Genomic DNA, 22,575 nt, shown 5'->3' with positions numbered 1-22,575 from the left:
CTGTGCGCACCACCACCGAACTCCGCGAAACTATCCTCGATGCCGCGCGGACGGAGTTCGCCCAATATGGGCTGGCCGGCGCCCGTATCGACCGCATAGCCGGTGCCGCTCAGGCCAGCAAGGAGCGGCTTTACGCGCACTTCAAGGACAAAGAGGCATTGTTTCGAAGCGTGGTCGCCGCAGACTCGGCGGAGTTCTTCGCCGCGGTCACGCTGCGGCCGGACGCCGTGCCCGAGTTCGCCGGCGACGTCTACGACCTGGCCTGTCGAAGGCCCGAGCATCTGCGCATGATCACCTGGGCCAGCCTGGAGGGGCTCTCGCTGGACCCGCCTCCCGTGGGTGAGTGGGATTCGGTCCCGGCGCGCGACATTGCAGTGATCGAGGCCGCCCAGGCGGCCGGCTACGTCGACGAGATCTGGCATCCGATGGATCTGTTGGTGCTCTTGTTCGGCATCGGCCTGGCGTGGGCGCAGTCGCCGCATCCTGACGCCGTCGCCACCGATCCCGCCATTAGCGCTGCACGACGCGCAGCGGCCGTGGAGGCCGCGCGCCGGGTCGTGCTGCCGGCACATGAGTCAGGACGCGCCGCCGGGGTCTCGACCCCCGGGCGCGCGGCCCGTCACGTCTCTATGCCGTAGCCCCCGCGCAGGTCGGTATGGGCGGCTTTCAACAACCGGTTGCACAGCACCACTAGGGCATCGACGTCAAGGTCCGACTCATCGCCGAGTTCCTTTAGGAACGATGCTTCTTCGTCCTTCAGCGCAGTCCACTTTTGCTTCCGTTCGATCATCGCCTCATCGCTGTTATGAGGGATGTCGACCGTTGCTTGGAGCTGTTGCTTGCACTCATCCAGCTGCGTCAGCGAGTAGCCGTGCTCACGGAATTGGCGGTCCCATTCGTCGAGGATCAATTCGGTGAGGTCGCGAACCGGCTCTGCGGCGTAAATCATCAACTCGGCGACTCCGTCGTCGAGGCCCAGCCGGCCGCGGAATTCGTACAGCTCCCTGGTGGCCGCCGCGCGCCTTCGGCTGATGCTCTCTTCAGTGACTTCGGTGCCCGCGAGTGGTTCTGCGCCGCGCTTGAGATGAAGGGTCGCGGAGATGAGACGCTTCAGCACCGCCTTCTTGTCCTCGCCGGCCCGCTTCTCGTAGTCGAGCACCAGTGCGTGGTCTCGGTCTTCGCGCTTGGTTCTGGCGTCGATCCGCTTGGTCCAGATCGCCACCGTCGCGGTTGACACCACGGACGCGACCGGCACAAGGGTGGTCGTGAGCAAGGTCTCCCAACTCATAGTGTTACTGCCAGTGTTGCCGGCGCTTGTGCTGACGCGCTCTCCGAGCGTGCACGGACGTGCTCATATCCACGGGGCTCAGTCTGCCTGACTGGGCCGTGGTGCACGAGGGTTTGCCATGGTCACCGAAGTGGACGTCGCGCCGCGGACATGCGCCTAGAGTCGAACGGCCGGCCGCGTATCCACGACTGGCCCAATTTTTGCATCCCACCTGGTTTTTCGGGGTGGTGCTCTCGAGGAGCGTGGCTTATGAGTGGTTGGATCGTGAGCAATGTCCCGTCGTGGTTGCTGTTAGTCGGGCTCAACGCCCTCATCGCGGGCGCGGCAATGCTCGCCCTGGCGTATGTCCGGCATCGATTCCCCGGTCTGAGGGGGGACGAGCGCAGCGAGGTCACGCAATTCGCCTTCTTGTTGGTCGGGTTCGTGTACGCGTTTTTCACAGGTTTCATCGTTACCGCCATGTGGGGTCAGAACAATAATGCGGACGACGCGATGCGGGCCGAGGGCACCACGGGGGTACAGATGGCCAACGGCCTCACCGTGTTCGACAAGGCTGACAGCGACCGAATCCGCCAAGCGCTGCTGGACTATGAACGCGCGGCCGTAACTGAGTGGCCGATGGCCGCCAACGGCCACGCCTACCCTGCGGCCGCCCAGGCCCTGCAGCGCCTGGGCAGCGCGTATCAGGTAGTTCAGCCGCGCACCGATGCCCAAAAGGCTTCTCTCGCTACGTCTTTCGACTCCCTTGACAAGATCAGTCAGGCGCGCACAGACCGGCTAATCCGGGCTCGCACCGCAAACGGGCTGCCCTCGTCGATGTGGATAGTCTTCTTCCTGCTCAGCGGGCTGGTTCTTGGCTGCGTCATCGTCTACAGCGCCGAGAACCCCATCATTCACTACTCGTTGGTCGCGACCGTGGCCGTGCTGCTGGCCACCGATCTGTTCCTTGTCTTGGAACTCGCCCACCCGTATATCGGCGACACTGCGACGTCGCCGGAGCCGCTGAACGCGGTCGTCCAGGCCCTCTCGGCCCCACCGGCGTAGTCGCTATGGGCGGGCTGGAGTCGCACGGTGTCCGGACCAGCGCGACTGACACAGATACCGCCACGGGGTTTGCTGTGGCATGCTGCGATTTGTTAGCGCTCTGATTGGTTCACGCGCCCAAATCTCGTCCTCGGCAAGAAGCACGGCAAGCTCGCCCGTTTGGTCGGGTTCCTCTACGTCAGACAGTCGGCGCATCGACCGGATGTCGACATCGCCCACGGGAGGTATGCATGTCCATGCTGCGGTCAACCCAGCGCGCCGCGTTCGCGGTGGTTGCTCTAGCGGCGGTGGCGACCGTAGCGGGCGGCTGCCATAGCGAATCCAAAGCCAGCCCCGACCCGACCCCCACAAGCAACGCCCCGCGAAACTGCGCTGCCCTGTATAACGGGGACCCGCAAAACCCCGATTGGAGACGATGCATGGGAATGCCGTCCGACTGAGGTCGATTGGCGCTGCCCCCATCCCGCCTGCGGCGGGTACGACGGGAGAACTATCCCTGTCCTCGGGTTATGGGTGGTGCGCCGTCAGGGTTTCGAACCCCGGACCCGCTGATTAAGAGTCAGCTGCTCTACCAACTGAGCTAACGGCGCTTTCGACGGCCGAGACCGCGTACGCGACAATAACAGGCGTCCTGCCGCGGAGCGAAATTCTCAGAATCCTCTCCAGCGTAGCCACCGGGGGATGGTAGGCCCCGCCCGGACGCCGCGGTGACCTCGATCGACGAAATGGCCTGCAGTGCAGCGCACTGTGATCCAGACGGCGTTCCGGGCCTGCCCGTTGACCGCGTCGATGCCCACGCTGGAGGTGTCGCAACCGGTCGTGGGGGCGGTGCTGGGCGTGGTTGTGCTCGACGAGACGCTGGACGCGGGCCGCGCCGGGATGATCGCCTTGGCGGCGGCGGTCCTGGTGATGCCATCGTCAAGCTCGCGCGTGTCGGCGCCGCCTCGACCCGCGATCGGGTCGAGGTTGAACTCGACGACGCAACCGGCCTGAAGACCCCGCGAAATGGCCTGACGGCGCGATTCGTCACGATCGCGTGACACCGGGTCGGGACCGGCCGATGGCGGCACGCGCGCACGCAAAAACCCATTACAATTCATGCACTGTTTCTGGTCAGCGGTGACCAACTACATCGAATTCCATGGAAGGTCACTCGATGACGCCTTTGCGCAAACGACGATCGTGGCTGGCTGCCGCGATCGCTTCGGTTGCTGTGTTCGGCGTTGCCTGCGGTGGCGGCAACACCGCGGCCCCGCAGAAGGTGATCTTCGACAAGGGCACTCCGTTTGCCGATCTGCTCGTCCCGAAGCTCACCGCCTCGGTGACCGACGGCGCCGTCGGCGTCACCGTCGATTCACCGGTGACAGTGAGTGTCGCGGACGGCGTCCTTGCATCGGTCACCATGGTCAACGAGAACGGCAGGTCGATCAGCGGCCAACTCAGCCCCGACGGGCTGCGCTGGTCGACCACCGAGCAGCTCGGCTACAACCGGCGCTACACGCTGAGCGCGAAAGCGCTGGGCATGGGCGGGGCGGCGAATCGCCAGATGACCTTCCAGACCAGCTCACCCGCCCACCTGACCATGCCGTACGTCAACCCGGGCGACGGCGATGTGGTCGGCGTCGGCGAGCCCGTGGCGATCCGCTTCGACGAGAACATCGCCAACCGCGCCGCGGCGCAGAAGGCCATCACGATCACCACCAACCCACCCGTAGAGGGCGCGTTCTACTGGCTCAACAATCGTGAAGTACGTTGGCGCCCAGAGCACTTCTGGAAATCGGGAACGACCGTCGATGTGGCGGTCAACACCTACGGCGTCGACCTCGGTGACGGCATGTTCGGCGAGGACAGCGTCAAGACCCACTTCACCATTGGCGACGAGGTCATTTCGACGGCCGACGACACCACCAAGACGGTGACCGTGCGCGTCAACGGCGAAGTGGTCAAGACGATGCCGACGTCGATGGGCAAGGACAGCACGCCCACTGCCAACGGGTTCTACATCATTGGCGGGCGGTTCAAGCACATCATCATGGATTCGTCGACGTACGGCGTTCCGGTCAACTCGCCCAACGGATATCGCACCGAAGTCGACTGGGCCACCCAGATGTCCTACAGCGGCGTATTCGTGCACTCCGCGCCGTGGTCGGTCGGCGCCCAGGGACACACCAACACCAGCCACGGGTGCCTGAACGTGAGTCCCAGCAATGCGGAGTGGTTCTACGACCACAGCAAGAGCGGCGACATCGTCGAGGTCATCAACACCGTGGGGCCGACGCTGCCTGGCACCGAGGGGCTGGGTGACTGGAACGTGCCCTGGCCGCAGTGGAAAGCGGGCAACGCCAACACCTGACCCGCGTCAGCCGACCTTCTGCCAGGCCGCGCAGTTCCTGGTCATGAACGCGCGATCGGTCGGCAGAATCTGCACCGCCTGCGGACCGTCGTTGACGTTGTTGTCGATGATGTCGCCGGTGTCCAGGCTGCGCAGCCTCGCCCAATAGCATCCGTAATTTCCGGCGCTGCGGTAGGTGCCCGGCGCGATGTCGCTGCCAACGATGAACGTGCCATTGGCCTCGATGGTCGTTTTGGGGCCCGGCGGTGGTGGCGGCGCGACGGTCACGGTCACCGTCTTGGTCGCTGCGGGCATCGTCGAGGTGACGGTGGTCGCCGTGTGGCTCGACCCGCCGCAGCCGGCCAGAAGGAGGGCGCAGCCCGCGATGACTGCTCGCGGGGCAAGGGGGCGGCGTATCCGGCGACGATTCGGCGGCACGGCCCGCTGTCCCTTCCGCGTCGAGTGCGATCGCGTTGCGCTGGGACGGTAATGCTGCCCAGGCGGTCGGGAAGCGAGAACGCCTCCCAACCGATTGGGGTGAGTGACGGGACTCGAACCCGCGACATTCAGGATCACAACCTGACGCTCTACCAACTGAACTACACCCACCATGCCCGCCCGCCGGGCCGGGGCCCTACGAGCAGCGACTGTCGATATTAGCGGTTCGGTGGCTCGGTCGCCGAATCAATTGCTCCGGTTGGGCCCGGCGTGCCGTCCAGATCGGCGACCACGGCCTCGATCTCGCTGGTAGACGGCCCCGGCGGGGCGACGAACGCCGTCCGGCGGTAGAACTTCAGCTCGCGGATCGATTCGTGAATGTCGGCCAGCGCCCGGTGGGTGAGTCCCTTGACCGGCTGGCCGAAGTAGATCCGCGGATACCAGCGCCGGCAGAGCTCCTTGATCGAGCTCACGTCGATCATCCGGTAGTGCAGGAACGAGTCGAGCGCGGGCATGTCGCGGGCGATGAATGCGCGATCGGTGGCGATGGAATTGCCCGCCAGCGGCGCCGTCTTGGGTTGCTTGACGTGCTTGCCGATGTAGTCGAGCACCATGGCCTCGGCGGTCGCCAGGTCGACGGTGGACGCCCGCACCTCGTCGATCAACCCTGAACGCGAGTGCATTTCGGTGACGACCTCGATCATCGAAGACAGTGCCGCATCGTCGGCGTGGATCACCACGTCGACGCCGTCACCCAGAACGTTCAAATCGGCGTCGGTGACCAGGGCCGCGATCTCGATCAACTTGTCCGAGCCGAGGTTCAGCCCGGTCATCTCGCAGTCGATCCACACCAACTCGTCTCGCACAGCGCTCAGACTAGGCCCAACTGGCGCTCACGTTGTCCGTCGCCCCCAACTCCGCCGGAGAAGTAGTGTGAGCGTTGCCGGACCGCATGCCGAACCACTGGAGAACAGGGGGGCGCAGCACGATGAGCACCGAATCAGCGGAGACACCCGCACGCCGGATTGCCGACGGCTATGCCGTCGACGGACAGGCACTCGAACTGGGCACGGTCGTCGTTGACGGCGCAGCCGACCCGACGGCACAGATCCGCATACCGCTCTCCACAATCAATCGGCACGGCCTGGTGGCCGGCGCGACCGGAACCGGCAAAACCAAGACGCTGCAGCTGATCGCCGAACAACTCAGCGCGGCGGGCGTTGCGGTGATGATGGCCGACGTCAAGGGTGACCTTTCGGGCCTGGTTCGGCCGGGCCAGGGCAACGACAAGACCGCCGCCCGGGCCAAAGACACTGGCGACGACTGGGCGGCGACCGGATTCCCGGTCGAGTTCCTGTCGCTGGGCACCGGGGGAGTGGGCGTACCGGTACGCGCGACCGTCGCCAGCTTCGGTCCGGTTCTGCTGTCGAAAGTGTTGGGGCTCAACGCCACTCAAGAGTCGACGCTGGGACTGATCTTTCACTGGGCCAAGGAGAACAATCGTCCGCTGGTGACGCTGGACGATCTGCGCGGCGTCATCAGCCACCTGGCCAGCGACGAGGGTAAGACCGACCTGAAAGACCTCGGCGGGGTGTCGTCGACGACGGCGGGCGTCATCCTGCGGGCACTGGTGAACCTGGGCGGCGAGGGCGGGGACACGTTCTTCGGAGAGCCGAAGCTTGACCCCAACGATCTGCTGCGCGTCGACGGGCAGGGGCGCGGCATCATTTCGTTGCTGGAGTTCAGCGGTCAGTCGTTGCGCCCCGTCATCTTCTCCACCTTCCTGATGTGGCTGCTGACCGACCTGTTCGCGGTGCTGCCGGAGGTCGGTGACGTCGACAAGCCCAAGCTGGTCTTCTTCTTCGACGAGGCCCACCTGTTGTTCGCCGATGCCTCCAAGGCCTTCCTCGAACAGGTCGAACAGACAGTCAAGCTGATCCGCTCCAAGGGCGTGGGGGTGTTCTTCTGCACCCAGCTCCCCACCGACGTGCCCAACGACGTGCTCTCCCAGCTGGGCGCCCGCATCCAGCACGCGCTGCGGGCATTCACTCCGGACGACCAGAAAGCGCTCAGCAAGACCGTCCGCACCTACCCGAAAACCGATGTGTACGACCTGGAGTCGGCGTTGACGTCGCTGGGAATCGGTGAGGCCGTTGTCACCGTGCTGTCGGAGAAGGGCGCACCGACACCCGTTGCGTGGACCCGGATGCGGGTGCCTCGGTCGATGATGGCCTCGATCGGCACCGACGATATCGCGCAGGCGGCGAAAGACAGTCCGCTGCAGGCGAAGTACGGCCAGAAGGTTCAGCAGCCGGCGCGGCCGCAGCCCGGCCCGCAAGCCCAATCGGGGCCGCAGCCGCCGCAGGTCCAGTCCGGTTACCCGCCAGTGCCGGCGAACGAGCCGGTGCCGCCGATGCCGGAGCCGGCGGAGCCCAAAGGGCCCGGCTTGCTGGAAAGGCTCTGGCACGACCGGGAAGTGCAAAGTGCGGTGAACACCGGCATCCGCGAACTTATCCGCATCAAATTCGGCAACGGCCGCCGGCGGCGGAAGTAACGGCTAGCTGCCGCCCAGTTTCTTGTAGAAGCTGCCCACGATCGGCGCCACGATCGCGCGCGGCGCGTAACCGCTCGCCACCGACATCGCCTTCGACGTCAGACCGGGGACGACCCGCATCTTGTTGCGCGCCAACGCATCCAGTGACACCTGGGCGGTGTGCTCGGTGGAGATCCACAGGAATTCCGGCACCAGTCGCTCGACCAGCGACCGTTCGGCGTCGTCGGGCAGGTCGGTGCGCACCGGTCCCGGTGCGAGCAGCGTGACGTGCACACCGGAGTGGCGCAGCTCGCCACGCAGCGATTCGCTGAAGGTGTTCGCGAACGCCTTGGTGGCCGCATAGGTCGCGTTGTAGGGAATCGGCGAATTGCCCGCCGCCGAACCGGAAATGAGGATGCCGCCGGACTTGCGCTCGACCATGCCCGGCAGCACCGCCAACGTAAGGTCGTGCACGCCCAGCACATTCAGCTGCAGCTGCGCTTTCTCGGTCGCCGGGTCCAGCGTCGCCACCGGGCCGAAGGTCGCGGTGCCGGCGTTGGCGCACAGGATGGAGATGGGTCGGGCGGCCAGTTCGTCGCACAGTTTCGCCCGTTCCCCGGGATCGGCGAGGTCGGCGGGCCGCACCTCGACCGCGACGCGGTACTTGTCGCTCAGGCGGGCGGCCAGCTCGTTGAGCAGGTCTTCGCGTCGTGCGGTGACGATCAGGCTGTGTCCGCGCGCTGCCAGTTCGGTGGCCAGCGCTTCGCCGATGTTCTGCGAAGCTCCGGTCACCACGGCACGCGCGTCTGGGCTGGGCGCGGGGATCGGCATGAGCCAATCGTAGACAGGCGCCGCGGCGTGGCCGGGCGCGGCGGGTCGGCCGCGAAACACGTAAACACATAGAGTGCCGAGCATGGGCCAGCCGTCGTCGGGTTCACTCGCGCCCACGCCCTCCCGGGTGGTGGCGTGGGCGCTCTGGGACTGCGGCTCCACCGGACTGAACGCCATAGTGGCTACCTTCGTCTTCTCCGTGTATTTGACCAGCAGCGTGGGGGTGGGCATATCGGGCGGCACCTCGCCGGCGAGCTGGCTGGGGCGGGCGGCGGCCATTGCCGGGTTGACCGTCGCCCTGTTGGCGCCGGCCGTCGGAGTCTGGGTGGAGTCCCCGCATCGCAGGCGGGTGGCCCTGAGCGTGTTGACCGCTCTGGCCGTCGCGCTGACATGCGGGATGTTCTTCATCCATGACCGCCCCGGCTACCTATGGGCGGGGCTGGTGCTGATGGGAGCGACCGCGGCCTGCGGCGATCTGGCCAGCGTCCCGTATAACGCGATGCTGCGCCAACTTTCGACCCCGCTGACCGCCGGCCGGATTTCGGGGTTGGGCTGGGCGGCCGGTTATGTCGGCAGCGTCCTGCTCCTGCTCGTGGTCTACACCGGATTCATCTCCGGGAAGGGCTCCGGGCCGGATGCGACGCGCGGGCTGTTTCGGACACCTTTGCACGACGGCCTGTACGTTCGGGAGGCGATGCTGGTGGCGGCGGCATGGCTGGCCATTTTTGCGCTGCCATTGCTGTTGGTCGCGCACCGGCTCCCCGACTCGACCGAGGTGCACGAGCCGACGAGCATGCTCGGCGGCTATCGCAAGCTGTTTACGGAGGTCGTTGCCGAATGGCGGCGCGACCGCAACCTGGTCTACTTCCTGTTCGCCAGCGGGCTCTTCCGGGATGGGCTGGCGGCGATCTTCGCCTTCGGCGCCGTGCTCGGCGTCAACGTGTACGGCATCTCCCAGGGCGACGTGCTCATCTTCGGGGTGGTGGCCAGCGTGGTGGCGGCGGTGGGCGCGGTAGCGGGTGGGTTCGTCGATCACCGCATCGGGTCGAAACCCGTCATCGTCGGGTCACTGGCCGCGATCGTCGTCCTGGGAATCACTCTCATGCTGCTGTCCGGCTCGGTGGCCTTCTGGATTTGCGGGCTGCTGCTGTGCATGTTCATCGGGCCGTCGCAGTCGTCCTCACGTGCGCTGCTGCTGCAGATGGCCAAGCACGGCAGGGAAGGCGTCGCGTTCGGCCTGTACACCATGACCGGGCGGGCGGTGGCGTTCGTCGCCCCGTGGCTGTTCTCGGTGTTCGTGGACGTATTCGGCGCCGTGCGCGCCGGTCTGGGCGGCATCTCGCTGGTGCTGATCGCCGGGCTGCTCGCCATGCTGGCGGTCCGGGTGCCGGCCCGGGGCGCCCTCGCGGGCGAACCGTCGTAGAGCGCTCAGCCCCGGGCGTCGCAGATGGTCAGGCCGACGCCGACGCGCTTGCTCATCTGAGCGCCGTCGACGGTGACCGAGCAGGTGACGTTGTGACCGATGTTGACGATCGTGACGTTGGCCGGGTGTGCCGCCGACTTGGCGAGGCTGACCTCTTTGGTCCAGGGCAGCTCGACGTTGAATTCGGTTTGGATCAGGCCCCCGGTGTCGATGTACATGATGCTGATGGCGCGGCCCTCGCCGGCCACGCTGTAGACGACGTCCTGCAGGGCGGCCGGGCCGGTCGACTCGGTGGGCGTCGGCAACCCGCCGGTGGGGGGCACCGGGGCGGGGATGCGCGGCGAAGACGTGCGTGTCGACGGGCTCGGCATCGGGGGCGTCGTCTCCGGCATCGCGGGCAGCGGCGGGACGGCGGTCTGGGTCTTGATCGCGTTGTTCACCAGCACCAGAGCGATGACCAAGGCAACCACCAGCAGCACGGCCGCGCCGGCGACGATCCAGAGCCATCGCGGTGGAGGCTTCGGGCCTTCGGGCGGCGGGGGAGCCGAGCCCTGCTGCAGCTGCCCCGACGGAGGAAGCTCCTGCTGCCAGTACGCCGGCAGTTGCTTGGTCGTGTTGGTGTCGTTCATCCCGGGCGCCCACGGCGGAGCTTGCGCGCCATAGGCCGGCGCATAGGGCGCCTGATCGGCGTAAGCCGGGTCGACGGGCGGCGGGTACCAGGCGCGCTGCTGGCCCGATCCCGGCAAAGAGTCAGTGAACCGATCGGTGGGACGTGAATCGTTCATGTCCACCTCATAGCTTGCAAGAGTACCTGCGCCGGGCGCTCGGACGGCGAATCACCTCATGGGCGGCGACTCAGGGGCAATCGTTCCCCGCGGCGAGAGCCGCGACCGTCATCGCGCGCATTACCGCGCGGGACCGTGCGGCGCGCGCGTGCTTGCCGCGCGAGGCGTCGGTGGATTTCATGCTGTGGGGCGTCGAATTGAGCAAGCCGAAAACCGCGTGGGCGGTCAGCCGCGCATCGGCCTCGGCGAGGTCGGGATTGAGCTCGCGCAGCACGCCGACCCAGACCTCAACGTATTGGCGTTGCGCCTTGCGTACCTGCTTCTCAGCCGCCTCGGGCAGGTGCGCGAGGTCGCGGTCCTGGATGCGGATCAGGTCCGGTTCGCCGAGCGCGAAGTCCAGGTGAAAGTCGATCAGACCGTCGAGCGTTGCGGACGGGTCGTCGGAGTTGAGAGCCCGCACGTCGCGGGCGCCGGCAAGCAGTCGGGCGCTGATGCCCACCAGCAACTCGACGAGCAGCGACTCCTTGTTGGGAAAGTGCCGGTAGATCGCCGGGCCGCTGACGCCGGCGGCGGCGCCGATGTCTTCCAGGCGTACGGCGAGAAAGCCGCGTTCTGCGAACAGCCGCTCGGCGGCCGATAGCAGCTGTTGACGACGGTCGGATTTCAACTGGCTGCGTCGATTTGGAGCATCGGCGGGCCCGGGCTGGCCGTCGGAGGTGGACGTTGTCATGACGAACCCCCGTCCAGTTGGTTAATCGCCACTAACTTAGCACGAGTTATTCACGATTAACCTGCGGTAACGGACGGCGACCTCCGGTGTCCTCGTCCCTGGACCAGCGGGATCGACGATGGTATTGTCGCTCTGAGTTAATGAGGATTAACTCAAAACGCCCCGCCCGACGGCAAGGAGGCTGCTGCGGCGATGGACAAGGTGGTGGCGACGGCCGCTGAGGCGGTTGCCGACATAACCGACGGGTCGTCCCTGGCGGTCGGGGGCTTCGGGTTCTGTGGCATCCCCGAGGCTTTGATCGCCGCGCTGGTGGCCACCGGGGTGCGTGACTTGGAGACGGTGTCCAACAACTGCGGCGGAAACGGTGTCGGGCTGGTGCACCTGTTGGTGCACAAGCGGATTCGCCGAGCCGTCGCCTCCTACGTCGGTGACAACAAGGAATTCGCCCGCCAATTCCTCGCCGGTGAGCTCGAGGTGGAACTCACCCCGCAGGGCACGCTGGCGGAGCGACTGCGTGCCGGTGGCATGGGAATCCCGGCCTTCTATACCCCGGCGGGAGTGGGTACTCCCGTCGCCGACGGTGGGCTCCCGTGGCGCTACGACGCCTCGGGAGCGGTGGCCGTCGTGTCGCCGCCCAAGGAGACCCGCGAATTCGACGGTGTCACCTACGTTCTCGAACGGGCGATCCGCACGGACTTCGCGCTGGTGCACGCCTGGAAGGGCGACCGGCACGGCAACCTCGTCTACCACCGCGCCGCTGCCAACTTCAACCCGGACTGCGCGCAGGCCGGCAGGATCACCATCGCCGAGGTGGAACACCTCGTCGAGCCGGGAGAGATCGACCCCGCTGCGGTGCACACCCCCGGTGTCTTCGTGCAACGAGTCGTACATGCGCCCGATCCCGCCAAGCCGATCGAGAAGCTGACGGTGCGCTGATGCCATGGAGTAGAGAGGGTTTGGCCGCGCGGGTGGCCGCCGAATTGGAGGACGGTCAATACGTCAACCTCGGTATCGGGATGCCCACGCTGGTCCCCAATCACATCCCGGCCGGCATCACCGTGGTCGTGCATTCGGAGAACGGCATCCTGGGCGTGGGACCTTATCCCCGGCCCGAGGACATCGATGCGGACCTGATCAACGCGGGCAAGGAGACGGTCACCACGTTGCCCGGCGCGGCCTTCTTCGGTTCCTCGACCTCGTTCGGGATCATTCGCGGTGCGCACCTAGACGTCGCCGTGCTTGGGGCGATGCAGGTCTCGGCCACCGGTGATCTGGCCAACTGGATGATTCCCGGAAAGATGGTCAAGGGCATGGGCGGTGCGATGGACCTGGTCCACGGCGCCCGCAAGGTGATCGCGATGATGGAGCACACCGCGCGCGACGGGAGCCCGAAAATCGTTGAGCGATGCACGCTTCCGCTGACCGGCGCGGGCTGTGTCGACCGCATCATCACCGATCTGGCGGTCATCGATGTCCGTGACGACGGTTTGCACTTGGTCGAGACGGCGCCGGGCGTCTCGACCGACGAGGTGATCGACAAGACCGAACCGCCGCTTGTGCTGGCGACAACCGGGAGGCTTTCGTGAGTTCATCCGTGATGACCGCTCCATCGTTCGCCGATGAGCACCGCCGGTTGGTCGGCGAGTTGAACGCCAGGCTGGCGGCTGCGGCACTGGGGGGCAACGAACGCGCGCGGGAGCGCCACGTCAGCCGCGGCAAGCTGCTGCCGCGCGAACGGGTGGATCGACTGCTCGACCCGGGCAGCCCGTTCTTGGAGCTCGCCCCGCTGGCCGCCAACGGCATGTACGACGACGAGTCCCCGGGGGCTGGGATCATCACCGGGATCGGCCGGGTGTCGGGACGCGAGTGTGTGATCGTCGCCAACGACGCCACGGTCAAGGGCGGCACCTACTACCCGATGACGGTCAAAAAGCACCTGCGCGCACAGGAAGTCGCACTGCAGAATCGCTTGCCCTGCATCTACCTGGTGGACTCCGGCGGCGCCTTCCTGCCGCGCCAGGACGAGGTGTTTCCCGACCGCGAGCACTTCGGCCGAATCTTTTACAACCAGGCGACCATGAGCGCCAAGGAAATTCCGCAGGTGGCCGCCGTCCTCGGATCGTGCACGGCCGGCGGCGCCTATGTGCCGGCCATGAGCGATGAGGCCGTCATCGTCCGCGAACAGGGCACCATCTTTCTCGGCGGTCCGCCGCTGGTGAAGGCTGCGACCGGTGAGATCGTCTCGGCCGAAGACCTCGGCGGTGGCGACCTGCATTCGCGGGTCTCCGGGGTCACCGACCATCTTGCCGACGACGACGAGCACGCGTTGCGGATCGTCCGCGCGATCGCGGCAACCTTCGGACCGCGCGAGCCCAGCCAATGGGACGTGCTGCCTTCGGTCGAGCCCAAGCACGCGCAGAGCGAGCTCTACGATATGGTACCGCCGGATCCGCGCGTGCCCTACGACGTGCACGAGGTCATCATGCGCCTGGTCGACGGCAGCGAATTCAGCGAATTCAAGGCCAACTACGGCAAGACGCTGGTGACCGCCTTCGCGCGCATCCACGGGCATCCCGTCGGCATCATCGCCAACAACGGCGTGCTGTTCAGCGAATCCGCTTTGAAGGGCGCCCATTTCATCGAGCTGTGCGACAAGCGCAAAATTCCGCTGCTGTTTCTGCAGAACATCGCCGGGTTCATGGTCGGCCGCGACTACGAGGCCGGCGGCATCGCCAAACACGGCGCCAAGATGGTGACCGCCGTGGCCTGTGCCCGGGTACCCAAGCTGACCGTCGTGATCGGCGGATCGTATGGAGCGGGCAACTATTCGATGTGCGGACGGGCGTACTCCCCGCGCTTCCTGTGGATGTGGCCCAATGCGCGCATATCGGTCATGGGCGGCGAGCAGGCCGCCTCGGTGCTGGCCACGGTGCGCGGTGAGCAACTCGCCGCGGCCGGCAAACCGTGGCCGCCCGATGAGGAAGAGGCGTTCAAGGCGCCGATCCGCGCGCAATACGAGGACCAGGGCAACCCGTACTATTCGACCGCGCGCCTGTGGGACGACGGCATCATCGACCCGGCCGACACCAGAACGGTTGTCGGGCTGGCGCTTTCGGTATGTGCCCATGCCCCGTTGGAGCCGGTCTCCTACGGCGTCTTCCGGATGTGATGAATATGTTTGAAACCGTATTGGTAGCCAACCGCGGCGAGATCGCCGTCCGGGTAATGCGGACGCTGCGCCGGCTGGGCATCCGGTCGGTGGCGGTATACAGCGACCCCGACGCCAACGCCCGTCATGTCCTGGAGGCCGACACGGCCGTCCGCCTGGGTCCCGCCCCGGCCCGCGAGAGCTACCTCGACATCGGCAAGGTGCTGGATGCGGCGGCACGCACCGGAGCTCAGGCTATCCATCCCGGCTACGGATTTCTTTCCGAGAACGCCGAATTCGCCGCCTCCTGCGAGCGTGCCGGCGTGGTGTTCCTGGGCCCGCCGGCACGGGCAATCCAGGTGATGGGCGACAAGATCACCGCCAAGAACGCGGTCGCCGCCTTCGACGTGCCGGTGGTGCCCGGTGTGGCCAAGCCCGGACTGAGCGACGACGAGTTGGTCGCGGCGGCCGAAGAAGTCGGATATCCGGTGTTGATCAAGCCGTCGGCGGGCGGTGGTGGCAAGGGCATGCGCCTGGTCGACGATCCGAGCCGGCTGCGCGATGCCCTGCTCGGCGCCCGGCGGGAGGCCGCCTCGTCGTTCGGCGACGACACCCTGTTCCTCGAGCGATTCGTATTGCGCCCCAGGCACATCGAAGTGCAGGTTCTCGCCGATACCCACGGCAACGTGGTGCACCTCGGCGAGCGCGAGTGCAGCCTGCAACGCCGCCACCAGAAGGTGATCGAAGAGGCGCCCTCGCCGTTGCTCGACCCGCAGACCCGCGCCCGCATCGGAGCGGCTGCCTGCAACACGGCCCGCAGTGTCGATTACGTCGGCGCGGGCACGGTGGAGTTCATCGTGTCCGCCGACCGGCCGGACGAATTCTTCTTCATGGAGATGAACACCCGGCTCCAGGTGGAACATCCGGTCACCGAAGCGGTTACCGGCCTGGACCTGGTGGAGTGGCAGCTCCGGGTGGCCGCGGGCGAGAAGCTGGGGTTCGCGCAGGACGACATCGAACTGCGGGGCCACGCGGTCGAGGCCCGGGTGTACGCCGAGGATCCCGCGCGGGGGTTCCTTCCCACCGGCGGCCGGGTCCTGCACGTCGCCGAACCCTCCGGCGCCGGCGTGCGGGTCGACTCCTCACTGCTGGCGGGCACGCACGTCGGCAGCGACTACGACCCGATGCTGAGCAAGGTGATCGCCCACGGGGAGGACCGCGACGAAGCGCTGGCCAAACTCGACGGGGCGCTGGCGCGGACCGCAATCCTGGGTGTGCAGACCAACATCGAATTCCTCCGGTTCCTGCTCGCCGACGAGCGGGTGCAGGCCGGTGACCTGGACACGGCGCTGCTGGACGAACGCGTGGCGGACTTCGCGCCGATGCCGGCGCCCGACGACGTACTCGCCGCCGGCGGCCTCTACCGTCAGTGGGCGCTGGACCGTCGTGCCGCGGGCAACCCGTGGGCGGCGCCGACCGGATGGCGGGTCGGGGGCGCGCCGGCGCCCGTACGCACCGAGATGCAGACCCCGCTGCGCAGCGAGACCGTGTCAGTATGGGGACCACCTAAGGACGCCCGGGTACAGGTCGGTGTGGGTGAGATCCATTCCGCGAGCGCGCAAGTCGACGGGGCGCGGATGGACGTCACGCTGGACGGGGTGCGCCGCGAATACCGCTGGGCCGAGGCCGACCGTCACCTGTGGATCGCCGACGAGCGGGGGGCGTGGCACCTGCGCGAGGCCGAGGAGCACAAGATCCACCGCGCGGCCGGTGCGCAGCAGGCCGAGATCCTCAGCCCCATGCCCGGCAGTGTGATCGCGGTGCAGGCCGCCTCCGGCGCCGAGGTAGCCGAGGGCGACGTGGTGGTGGTCGTGGAGGCGATGAAGATGGAACACTCGCTCCCCGCGCCGGTTTCGGGACGAGTGGAGCTCTTGGTGTCTGTCGGCGATCAGGTCACGGTCGACCAGGTGCTGGCCCGGCTGGTTCCCGAAGAGCCTGAAGCAGCAGCCGATTCGAGTAAGGACGAAACATGACGACATCGATTACCGCGGGAACGCTACCCAAGGAATATCAGGATCTTCGCGACACGGTGGCCGAGTTCGCGCGCGCCGTCGTCGCCCCCGTATCGGCCAAACACGACGAAGAGCACAGCTTCCCGTACGAGGTCGTCGCCAAGATGGGCGAGATGGGGTTGTTCGGCCTGCCATTCCCCGAGGAGTACGGCGGCATGGGCGGTGACTACTTCGCGCTATCGCTGGCGCTCGAGGAACTCGGCAAGTTCGACCAGTCGGTGGCGATCACCCTCGAGGCCGGCGTCAGCCTCGGCGCGATGCCGATCTACCGCTTCGGCTCCGAGGAACAGAAAGCCAAATGGCTGCCGGACCTGACGGCCGGCCGGGCCCTGGCCGCCTTCGGGCTCACCGAGCCGGGCGCCGGTTCCGACGCGGGCGCCACCCGGACCACGGCCCGGCTCGACGGCGGCGAGTGGGTGATCAACGGCAGCAAGCAGTTCATCACCAATTCCGGTACCGACATCACGAAGCTGGTCACCGTCACCGCGGTCACCGGCACCGTTGCCGATGGCAAAAAGGAGATCTCGACGATCATCGTGCCCAACGGCACACCGGGATTCACCGTCGAGCCGGTCTACAGCAAGGTCGGCTGGAACGCCTCGGACACCCACCCGTTGAGCTTCGCCGACGCGCGCGTCCCGGAGGAGAACCTCCTGGGCCCCCGCGGCACCGGCTACGCAAACTTCCTGTCCATCCTGGACGAGGGCCGCATTGCGATCGCCGCGCTGTCGACCGGCGCCGCGCAGGGCTGCGTCGACGAGAGCGTGAACTACGCCAAGGAACGCCAGTCCTTCGGGCAGCCGATAGGCTCGTATCAGGCGATCAGCTTCAAGATCGCGCGGATGGAAGCACGCGCTCACGTCGCGCGGACGGCCTACTACGACGCGGCCGCGAAGATGTTGGCCGGCAAGCCATTCAAGAAGGAGGCGGCCATCGCGAAGATGATCGCGTCGGAAGCGGCGATGGACAATGCGCGTGACGCCACGCAAATCCACGGCGGGTACGGCTTCATGAACGAGTATCCCGTGGCGCGTCACTACCGCGACAGCAAGATCCTCGAAATCGGTGAGGGGACCACCGAGGTCCAGCTGATGCTCATCGCTCGATCGCTGGGGCTGTCATGACGGACCGCAAGTCGATCATCCAGCGGGGCCTGTGGTTCGAGGAATTCGAGATCGGCACGACGTATCTACACCGGCCCGGCCGGACCATCACCGAGGCCGACAACGTCTTGTTCACCACGCTGACCATGAACACCCAGTCGCTGCACCTGGATGCGGCGTGGGCCGCCGAGCAGCCCGGCTTTCGGGGCGAGCGGCTGGTGAACTCGATGTTCACCCTGTCCACGCTGGTCGGACTGTCGGTCTCGCAGCTGACGCTGGGCACCATCGTCGCCAACCTCGGCTTCTCCGAGGTGTCGTTCCCCAAGCCGGTCTTCCACGGCGACACTCTCTACGCGGAGACCGTGTGCACCGCCAAGCGGGAGTCGAAGAGCCGGCCCGGCGAAGGGATCGTCACCCTCGAGCACACCGGGCGCAACCAGCATGGCGACATAGTCGCGCGAGCCGCGCGCACAACTCTGGTCCAGAAACGCCCGAGCGACGAGGAGGCCGAGTGAACCTGCAAGCCGCCGGCCCGGGTTGGTTGTTCTGCCCCGCGGACCGCCCCGAGCGGTTCGCGAAGGCCGCCGCCGCGGCCGACGTGGTGATCCTCGACCTCGAGGACGGCGTGGCCCAAGCGGACAAGCCGGCCGCGCGCAAGGCGCTGCGGGAGACCCCGCTGGATCCCGAGCGCACCGTGGTGCGCGTCAACGCGGCCGGCACCCAGGAGCACGGCCGCGACCTGGATGCCCTGGCCGAGACCCCCTACACGACGGTGATGCTGTCGAAGACGGAGTCGGCCGCGCAGGTGTCGGCGCTGGCGCCGCGCGACGTCATCGCGCTGATCGAGACCCCCCGTGGGGCGGTCTTCAGCACCGAGATCGCCGCCGCCGAGGGGACCGTCGCAATGATGTGGGGCGCCGAGGATCTCGTCGCGGCCCTCGGCGGCAGCTCCAGCCGCCTGGCCGACGGCACCTACCGCGACTTCGCCCGCCACGTCCGGTCCACGGTCCTGCTGGCGGCGTCCACCTTCGGCCGGGCCGCGCTCGACGCGGTGCATCTGGACATCCGGGACGTCGACGGGTTACGCGCGGAAGCCGACGATGCCGTCGCGGTGGGCTTCCACGGGACCGTCTGCATCCACCCCACCCAAATTTCCGTCGTGCGAGACGCCTATCGCCCCAGTGAGGAGAAAGTCGACTGGGCCCGAAGGGTATTGGACGCGGCGCGGACCGAACGCGGCGTTTTCGCGTTCGAGGGACAGATGGTGGACTCGCCGGTGCTCAAGCATGCGGAAATGCTGGTGCGCCGGGCGGAGCAGTCCGCCGCGGGGTGACCGTCGAAAGCCGCCCGGCCCGCGGCGCCACTGGGCGCGACACGTGCGCGATCACCGCGGTCTCTTCACATTTGAGCGCATAATGGTGAGTACGCCAGTGTCGCGGCGAGCGGAGCCTTTCGTGTAGCTGGCGATCGACTTCGGCTCGCGGTGGGTCCCGGCTGTGGCTGTGACCCCTGCGGCACCGAGGTAGGGAGACGGTATGGCGACGGTGCCTCAACTGCCGATGACCGTCGACGTCGAGCCGGTGCAACTCGTCGCCGCGGACGGGACACCGACGCCCGAGCCCCGCTATGGCCGTGACCTTCCCGTCGAGACACTGTGCTGGCTCTACGAGATGATGGTCGTCACCCGCGAGCTGGACACCGAGTTCATCAACCTGAAGCGCCAGGGAGAGCTGGCGTTGTTCGCGTCGTGCCGCGGTCAGGAAGCCGCCCAGGTGGGCGCGGCCGCCTGTCTGCGTAAGACGGACTGGCTGTTTCCGCAATACCGTGAGCTTGGCGTCTACCTCGTGCGCGGCATCCCGCCCGGCCACGTCGGCGCGGTGTGGCGTGGAACCTGGCATGGCGGACTGGAATTCACCAAGAAGTGCTGCGCCCCGACCTCGATCCCGATCGGCACCCAGACCCTGCACGCCGTCGGGGCGGCGATGGCCGCGCAACGCCTCGGCGAGGATTCGGTCACGGTGGCCTTCCTCGGCGACGGCGCGACCAGCGTGGGCGACGTACATGAGGCGCTGAACTTCGCGGCCGTGTTCGCCACGCCGTGTGTGTTCTTCGTGCAGAACAACCAATGGGCAATCTCGGTGCCGATCCACAAACAAACCGCGGCACCATCCATCGCGCACAAGGCAATCGGCTACGGCATGCCCGGGATACGAGTGGACGGCAACGACGTGCTGGCCTGCTACGCGGTGATGGCCGAGGCCGCCGCGCGCGCCCGGGCCGGCGGTGGTCCGACCCTGATCGAGGCGGTCACCTACCGGCTCGGCCCGCACACCACCTCGGATGATCCCAGCCGCTACCGGACCCAGGAGGAGGTGGACCGCTGGTCGGCGCTCGACCCGATCCCGCGCTACCGCACTTACCTGCAAGGTCAGGGATTGTGGTCGAACCGCCTCGAGGACCGCGTCGCCGCCCGCTCGAAGCGGATGCGCACCGAACTGCGCGACGCGGTGTTCGGTGCACCCGATTTCGACATCGACGAGGTGTTCACCACGGTGTACGCCGAGATCACGCCGGGGCTGCAGGCGCAACGCCAAGCGCTGCGGGCCGAACTCGACCGAAGCGATGGGGAGGCCTGAATGACTCAGCTCGCTGATCGCCCGGCGAGCCCCGGTGACACCCTCACCGCCACAACGGAGAACGCCGGCGCGCAGTCGCTGACCATGGTGCAGGCGCTCAACCGTGCCCTGGTTGACGCGATGGCCGCCGACGACCGGGTGCTGGTGTTCGGCGAAGACGTCTCGGTCGAGGGCGGGGTGTTCCGGGTAACCGAAGGGCTGGCCCAAACGTTCGGCGAGCAGCGCTGTTTCGACACGCCGCTGGCGGAGTCCGCCATCATCGGGATCGCGGTGGGACTGGCGCTACGCGGGTTTGTGCCGGTTCCGGAAATTCAGTTCGACGGCTTTTCCTACCCGGCCTTCGATCAGGTGGTCAGCCATCTGGCGAAGTACCGCACCCGCACCCGCGGCGAGATCAACATGCCGGTGACGGTGCGGATCCCGTCGTTCGGCGGAATCGGTGCCGCTGAACATCATTCGGATTCCACCGAATCGTATTGGGCGCATACCGCGGGCCTGAAAGTTGTGGTTCCGTCCAGCCCGGCCGACGCGTACTGGCTGCTTCGCCATGCGATCTCTTGCCCGGATCCGGTGATGTATCTCGAGCCGAAGCGGCGCTATCAGGTCCGCGGCGATGTCGACACCGAGCGGCCCGAACCGCCGATCGGACGGGCGGCGGTGCGCCGGCCCGGCTCCGACGTCACCGTCGTGACCTACGGCAGCTTGGTCAGCACCGCGGTCGGCGCCGCGGAAGAGGCGCAGCGGCAACGTGGTTGGAGCCTGGAGGTCATTGACCTGCGGTCACTGGTCCCGTTGGATTTCGATACGGTGGCGGAGTCGATTCACCGGACCGGACGCTGTGTGGTGATGCACGAGGGGCCGCGCAGCCTGGGATACGGCGCCGGGTTGGCCGCCCGGATCCAAGAGGAGATGTTCTACGAACTGGAGGCGCCGGTGTTGCGCGCCTGTGGATTTGACACTCCCTACCCGCCCGCGCGACTGGAGCGATTGTGGCTACCCGGGCCCGACCGGCTGCTGGACTGCGTCGAGCGTGCGTTGGGACAGCCATGAGCGCCGACGAGCGGGTCAAGTCGTTCCGGGTTCCCGACCTCGGGGAGGGATTGCAGGAAGTGACGGTGACGCACTGGAACGTCGCCGCGGGCGACGACGTCGAGCTCAACCAGGTGCTTTGCTCCGTCGAGACCGCCAAGGCGGAGGTGGAACTGCCCAGCCCGTATGCGGGGCGCATCGTCGAAACCCACGGTGGCGAAGGCGATGTGCTCCCGGTGGGCGCGGTGCTGGTGCGCATCGACACCGCGCCGCTGAACGGCGACGTCCCCGCGGCCTCCGAGCAGCTGCCCACGTTGGTCGGCTACGGCGCCGACGCCGGCATCGACGTCAGCCGGCGGAGCGGCCGCCCGCGCGCGGCCCCGCCGACCCGCAAATTGGCCAAGGAACTGATGGTCGACCTACGCTCGCTGCAGCGCGATCCCGACGACATCATCACCCGCGCGGACGTGCTGGCGGCGGCTGACCAGAACGGGGCCGACGTTCGACCCGTCCGCGGCGTGCACGCCCGGATGGCCGACAAAATGACGGCGTCGCACCGGGAGATCCCGGCCGCCAAAGTCAGCGTCGCGGTTGACTGTACCGAGTTGTTGAGGCTGTCCGACCTGGCGTCGGCAGAGCAGCGGATCACGCCGTTCGTCCTGACAATGCGAATGCTGGTAATTGCGCTGCGCCACAACGAAATCCTCAACTCGTCGTGGGTCGACTCGCCCGAGGGTCCGCAGATTCGCATAGATCAGCGAGTGCACCTGGGATTCGGAGTGGCCACCACACGCGGGCTCCTGGTCCCCGTGATCACCGACGCGCACAACATGACCACCCGCCAATTGGCCATGCGGGCAGCCGAATTGATCACCGGCGCGCGGGAAGGCACGCTCACGCCGGGGGAGCTGCGCGGCTCCACCTTCACCGTGTCGAACTTCGGGGCCCTGGGCGCCGACGACGGCGTGCCGGTGATCAACCATCCCGAAGCGGCCATCCTGGGGATGGGGTCGATCAAGCCGCGCCCGGTGGCGATCGGGGATCAGGTCTTGGTACGCCCTACGATGACGCTGACGTGCGTGTTCGACCACCGCGTCGCCGACGGCGCGCAGGCGGCCCGGTTCGTCACCGAGCTGAGGGACTTGATCGAGTCACCAGCGACCGCGTTGATCGACCTGTAAAA

At 67.1% G+C, this 22,575-nt stretch carries 21 protein-coding genes, 2 tRNA genes and 1 pseudogene; 16 read left to right on the top strand and 8 right to left on the bottom strand.

The features are described 5' to 3' along the window. Positions 1-2: 2 nt before the first annotated feature. The gene (locus A5756_RS24545; protein ID WP_066958477.1) at positions 3-638 is read left to right on the top strand and encodes a TetR family transcriptional regulator; all 636 of its coding nucleotides are present in this window, start codon (positions 3-5) and stop codon (positions 636-638) included. Here A5756_RS24545 and A5756_RS24540 read toward each other — a convergent pair. Beyond that, positions 620-1,288: a hypothetical protein gene (locus tag A5756_RS24540; protein WP_066958475.1), complete on the bottom strand. Its 669-nt coding sequence runs from the start codon at positions 1,286-1,288 to the stop codon at positions 620-622. The two genes, A5756_RS24545 and A5756_RS24540, sit on opposite strands and share 19 nt — an antisense overlap. Before the next feature lie 249 nt (positions 1,289-1,537). Between A5756_RS24540 and A5756_RS24535 the strand changes: the two genes are divergently transcribed. Continuing rightward, positions 1,538-2,332: a DUF4239 domain-containing protein gene (locus tag A5756_RS24535; protein ID WP_066958473.1), complete on the top strand. Its 795-nt coding sequence runs from the start codon at positions 1,538-1,540 to the stop codon at positions 2,330-2,332. A gap of 514 nt (positions 2,333-2,846) precedes the next feature. Here the strand turns inward: A5756_RS24535 and A5756_RS24530 are convergent. Next, a tRNA-Lys gene (locus A5756_RS24530) sits at positions 2,847-2,922 on the bottom strand. Positions 2,923-3,085: 163 nt separating this feature from the next. Here A5756_RS24530 and A5756_RS24525 point away from each other — a divergent pair. Further along, positions 3,086-3,372, top strand: a pseudogene (locus tag A5756_RS24525) (DMT family transporter); the annotation flags it as partial. Positions 3,373-3,473: 101 nt separating this feature from the next. Further along, entirely contained in the window at positions 3,474-4,685 is a 1,212-nt protein-coding gene (locus A5756_RS24520) for an Ig-like domain-containing protein (RefSeq protein ID WP_066958469.1), read from the top strand. A gap of 6 nt (positions 4,686-4,691) precedes the next feature. Here the strand turns inward: A5756_RS24520 and A5756_RS24515 are convergent, their stop codons facing one another. The 3 genes from A5756_RS24515 to orn all read right to left on the bottom strand — a co-directional run bounded on the left by A5756_RS24515 (position 4,692) and on the right by orn (position 5,968). Further along, positions 4,692-5,030 carry a hypothetical protein gene (locus A5756_RS24515; protein WP_066958679.1) on the bottom strand — a complete coding sequence of 113 codons (339 nt, stop codon included), beginning with the start codon at positions 5,028-5,030 and terminating at the stop codon, positions 4,692-4,694. 167 nt (positions 5,031-5,197) lie between these two features. After that, positions 5,198-5,273: transfer RNA gene (locus tag A5756_RS24510), tRNA-His, on the bottom strand. A 47-nt stretch (positions 5,274-5,320) separates the two neighbouring features. Then, a complete protein-coding gene (orn, locus tag A5756_RS24505; protein WP_066958466.1) occupies positions 5,321-5,968 on the bottom strand; it encodes an oligoribonuclease in 648 nt (215 codons plus the stop codon). Positions 5,969-6,090: 122 nt separating this feature from the next. On the opposite strand from orn, the gene A5756_RS24500 reads away from it, so the two are divergent. Next, positions 6,091-7,656, top strand: a complete 1,566-nt coding sequence (locus A5756_RS24500) for a helicase HerA-like domain-containing protein (RefSeq protein ID WP_066958464.1) — start codon at positions 6,091-6,093, stop codon at positions 7,654-7,656. 3 nt (positions 7,657-7,659) lie between these two features. Here the strand turns inward: A5756_RS24500 and cmrA are convergent, their stop codons facing one another. Next, on the bottom strand, positions 7,660-8,466 hold the full coding sequence (cmrA, locus tag A5756_RS24495; RefSeq protein WP_066958462.1) for a mycolate reductase: 807 nt from the start codon (positions 8,464-8,466) through the stop codon (positions 7,660-7,662). An 82-nt stretch (positions 8,467-8,548) separates the two neighbouring features. On the opposite strand from cmrA, the gene A5756_RS24490 reads away from it, so the two are divergent. Beyond that, on the top strand, positions 8,549-9,889 hold the full coding sequence (locus tag A5756_RS24490; RefSeq protein WP_066958459.1) for an MFS transporter: 1,341 nt from the start codon (positions 8,549-8,551) through the stop codon (positions 9,887-9,889). A gap of 5 nt (positions 9,890-9,894) precedes the next feature. Here A5756_RS24490 and A5756_RS24485 read toward each other — a convergent pair whose 3' ends face one another. Further along, positions 9,895-10,680 (bottom strand): MmpS family transport accessory protein, encoded by a 786-nt coding sequence (locus tag A5756_RS24485; RefSeq protein ID WP_197505332.1) that lies wholly within the window; start codon positions 10,678-10,680, stop codon positions 9,895-9,897. 64 nt (positions 10,681-10,744) lie between these two features. Next, the gene (locus A5756_RS24480) at positions 10,745-11,404 is read right to left on the bottom strand and encodes a TetR/AcrR family transcriptional regulator (protein WP_082948171.1); all 660 of its coding nucleotides are present in this window, start codon (positions 11,402-11,404) and stop codon (positions 10,745-10,747) included. A gap of 192 nt (positions 11,405-11,596) precedes the next feature. Here A5756_RS24480 and A5756_RS24475 point away from each other — a divergent pair, with 192 nt between their 5' ends. From A5756_RS24475 to A5756_RS24430, 10 genes are all read left to right on the top strand, one after another. Then, the gene (locus A5756_RS24475; protein ID WP_066958454.1) at positions 11,597-12,340 is read left to right on the top strand and encodes a CoA transferase subunit A; all 744 of its coding nucleotides are present in this window, start codon (positions 11,597-11,599) and stop codon (positions 12,338-12,340) included. Next, positions 12,340-12,990 (top strand): CoA transferase subunit B, encoded by a 651-nt coding sequence (locus tag A5756_RS24470; RefSeq protein WP_066958452.1) that lies wholly within the window; start codon positions 12,340-12,342, stop codon positions 12,988-12,990. Before A5756_RS24475 ends, A5756_RS24470 begins: the two co-directional genes overlap by 1 nt. An 11-nt stretch (positions 12,991-13,001) precedes the next feature. Next, positions 13,002-14,573, top strand: coding sequence for a carboxyl transferase domain-containing protein (locus A5756_RS24465; RefSeq protein WP_066958449.1), 1,572 nt, complete (start codon positions 13,002-13,004; stop codon positions 14,571-14,573). Positions 14,574-14,578: 5 nt separating this feature from the next. Further along, positions 14,579-16,585: an acetyl/propionyl/methylcrotonyl-CoA carboxylase subunit alpha gene (locus tag A5756_RS24460; protein WP_066958675.1), complete on the top strand. Its 2,007-nt coding sequence runs from the start codon at positions 14,579-14,581 to the stop codon at positions 16,583-16,585. After that, positions 16,582-17,748 (top strand): acyl-CoA dehydrogenase family protein, encoded by a 1,167-nt coding sequence (locus tag A5756_RS24455; protein ID WP_066958446.1) that lies wholly within the window; start codon positions 16,582-16,584, stop codon positions 17,746-17,748. Before A5756_RS24460 ends, A5756_RS24455 begins: the two co-directional genes overlap by 4 nt. Next, entirely contained in the window at positions 17,745-18,242 is a 498-nt protein-coding gene (locus A5756_RS24450; protein WP_066958444.1) for a MaoC family dehydratase, read from the top strand. Before A5756_RS24455 ends, A5756_RS24450 begins: the two co-directional genes overlap by 4 nt. Then, positions 18,239-19,060, top strand: a complete 822-nt coding sequence (locus A5756_RS24445) for a CoA ester lyase (protein ID WP_066958441.1) — start codon at positions 18,239-18,241, stop codon at positions 19,058-19,060. Before A5756_RS24450 ends, A5756_RS24445 begins: the two co-directional genes overlap by 4 nt. Before the next feature lie 202 nt (positions 19,061-19,262). After that, complete coding sequence (gene pdhA, locus A5756_RS24440; RefSeq protein WP_066958439.1) at positions 19,263-20,363, top strand: pyruvate dehydrogenase (acetyl-transferring) E1 component subunit alpha; 1,101 nt, start codon at positions 19,263-19,265, stop codon at positions 20,361-20,363. Further along, entirely contained in the window at positions 20,364-21,413 is a 1,050-nt protein-coding gene (gene bkdB / locus A5756_RS24435; protein ID WP_066958437.1) for a 3-methyl-2-oxobutanoate dehydrogenase subunit beta, read from the top strand. Beyond that, positions 21,410-22,573 (top strand): dihydrolipoamide acetyltransferase family protein, encoded by a 1,164-nt coding sequence (locus A5756_RS24430; protein ID WP_066958435.1) that lies wholly within the window; start codon positions 21,410-21,412, stop codon positions 22,571-22,573. Before bkdB ends, A5756_RS24430 begins: the two co-directional genes overlap by 4 nt. Positions 22,574-22,575 lie beyond the last annotated feature (2 nt).

This window comes from Mycobacterium sp. 852002-53434_SCH5985345 (assembly GCF_001667155.1).
Classification (GTDB): Bacteria; Actinomycetota; Actinomycetes; order Mycobacteriales; family Mycobacteriaceae; genus Mycobacterium.
The sequence above is the reverse complement of the archived record's forward strand: the minus strand, read 5'-3'. Positions and strand labels throughout refer to the sequence as shown.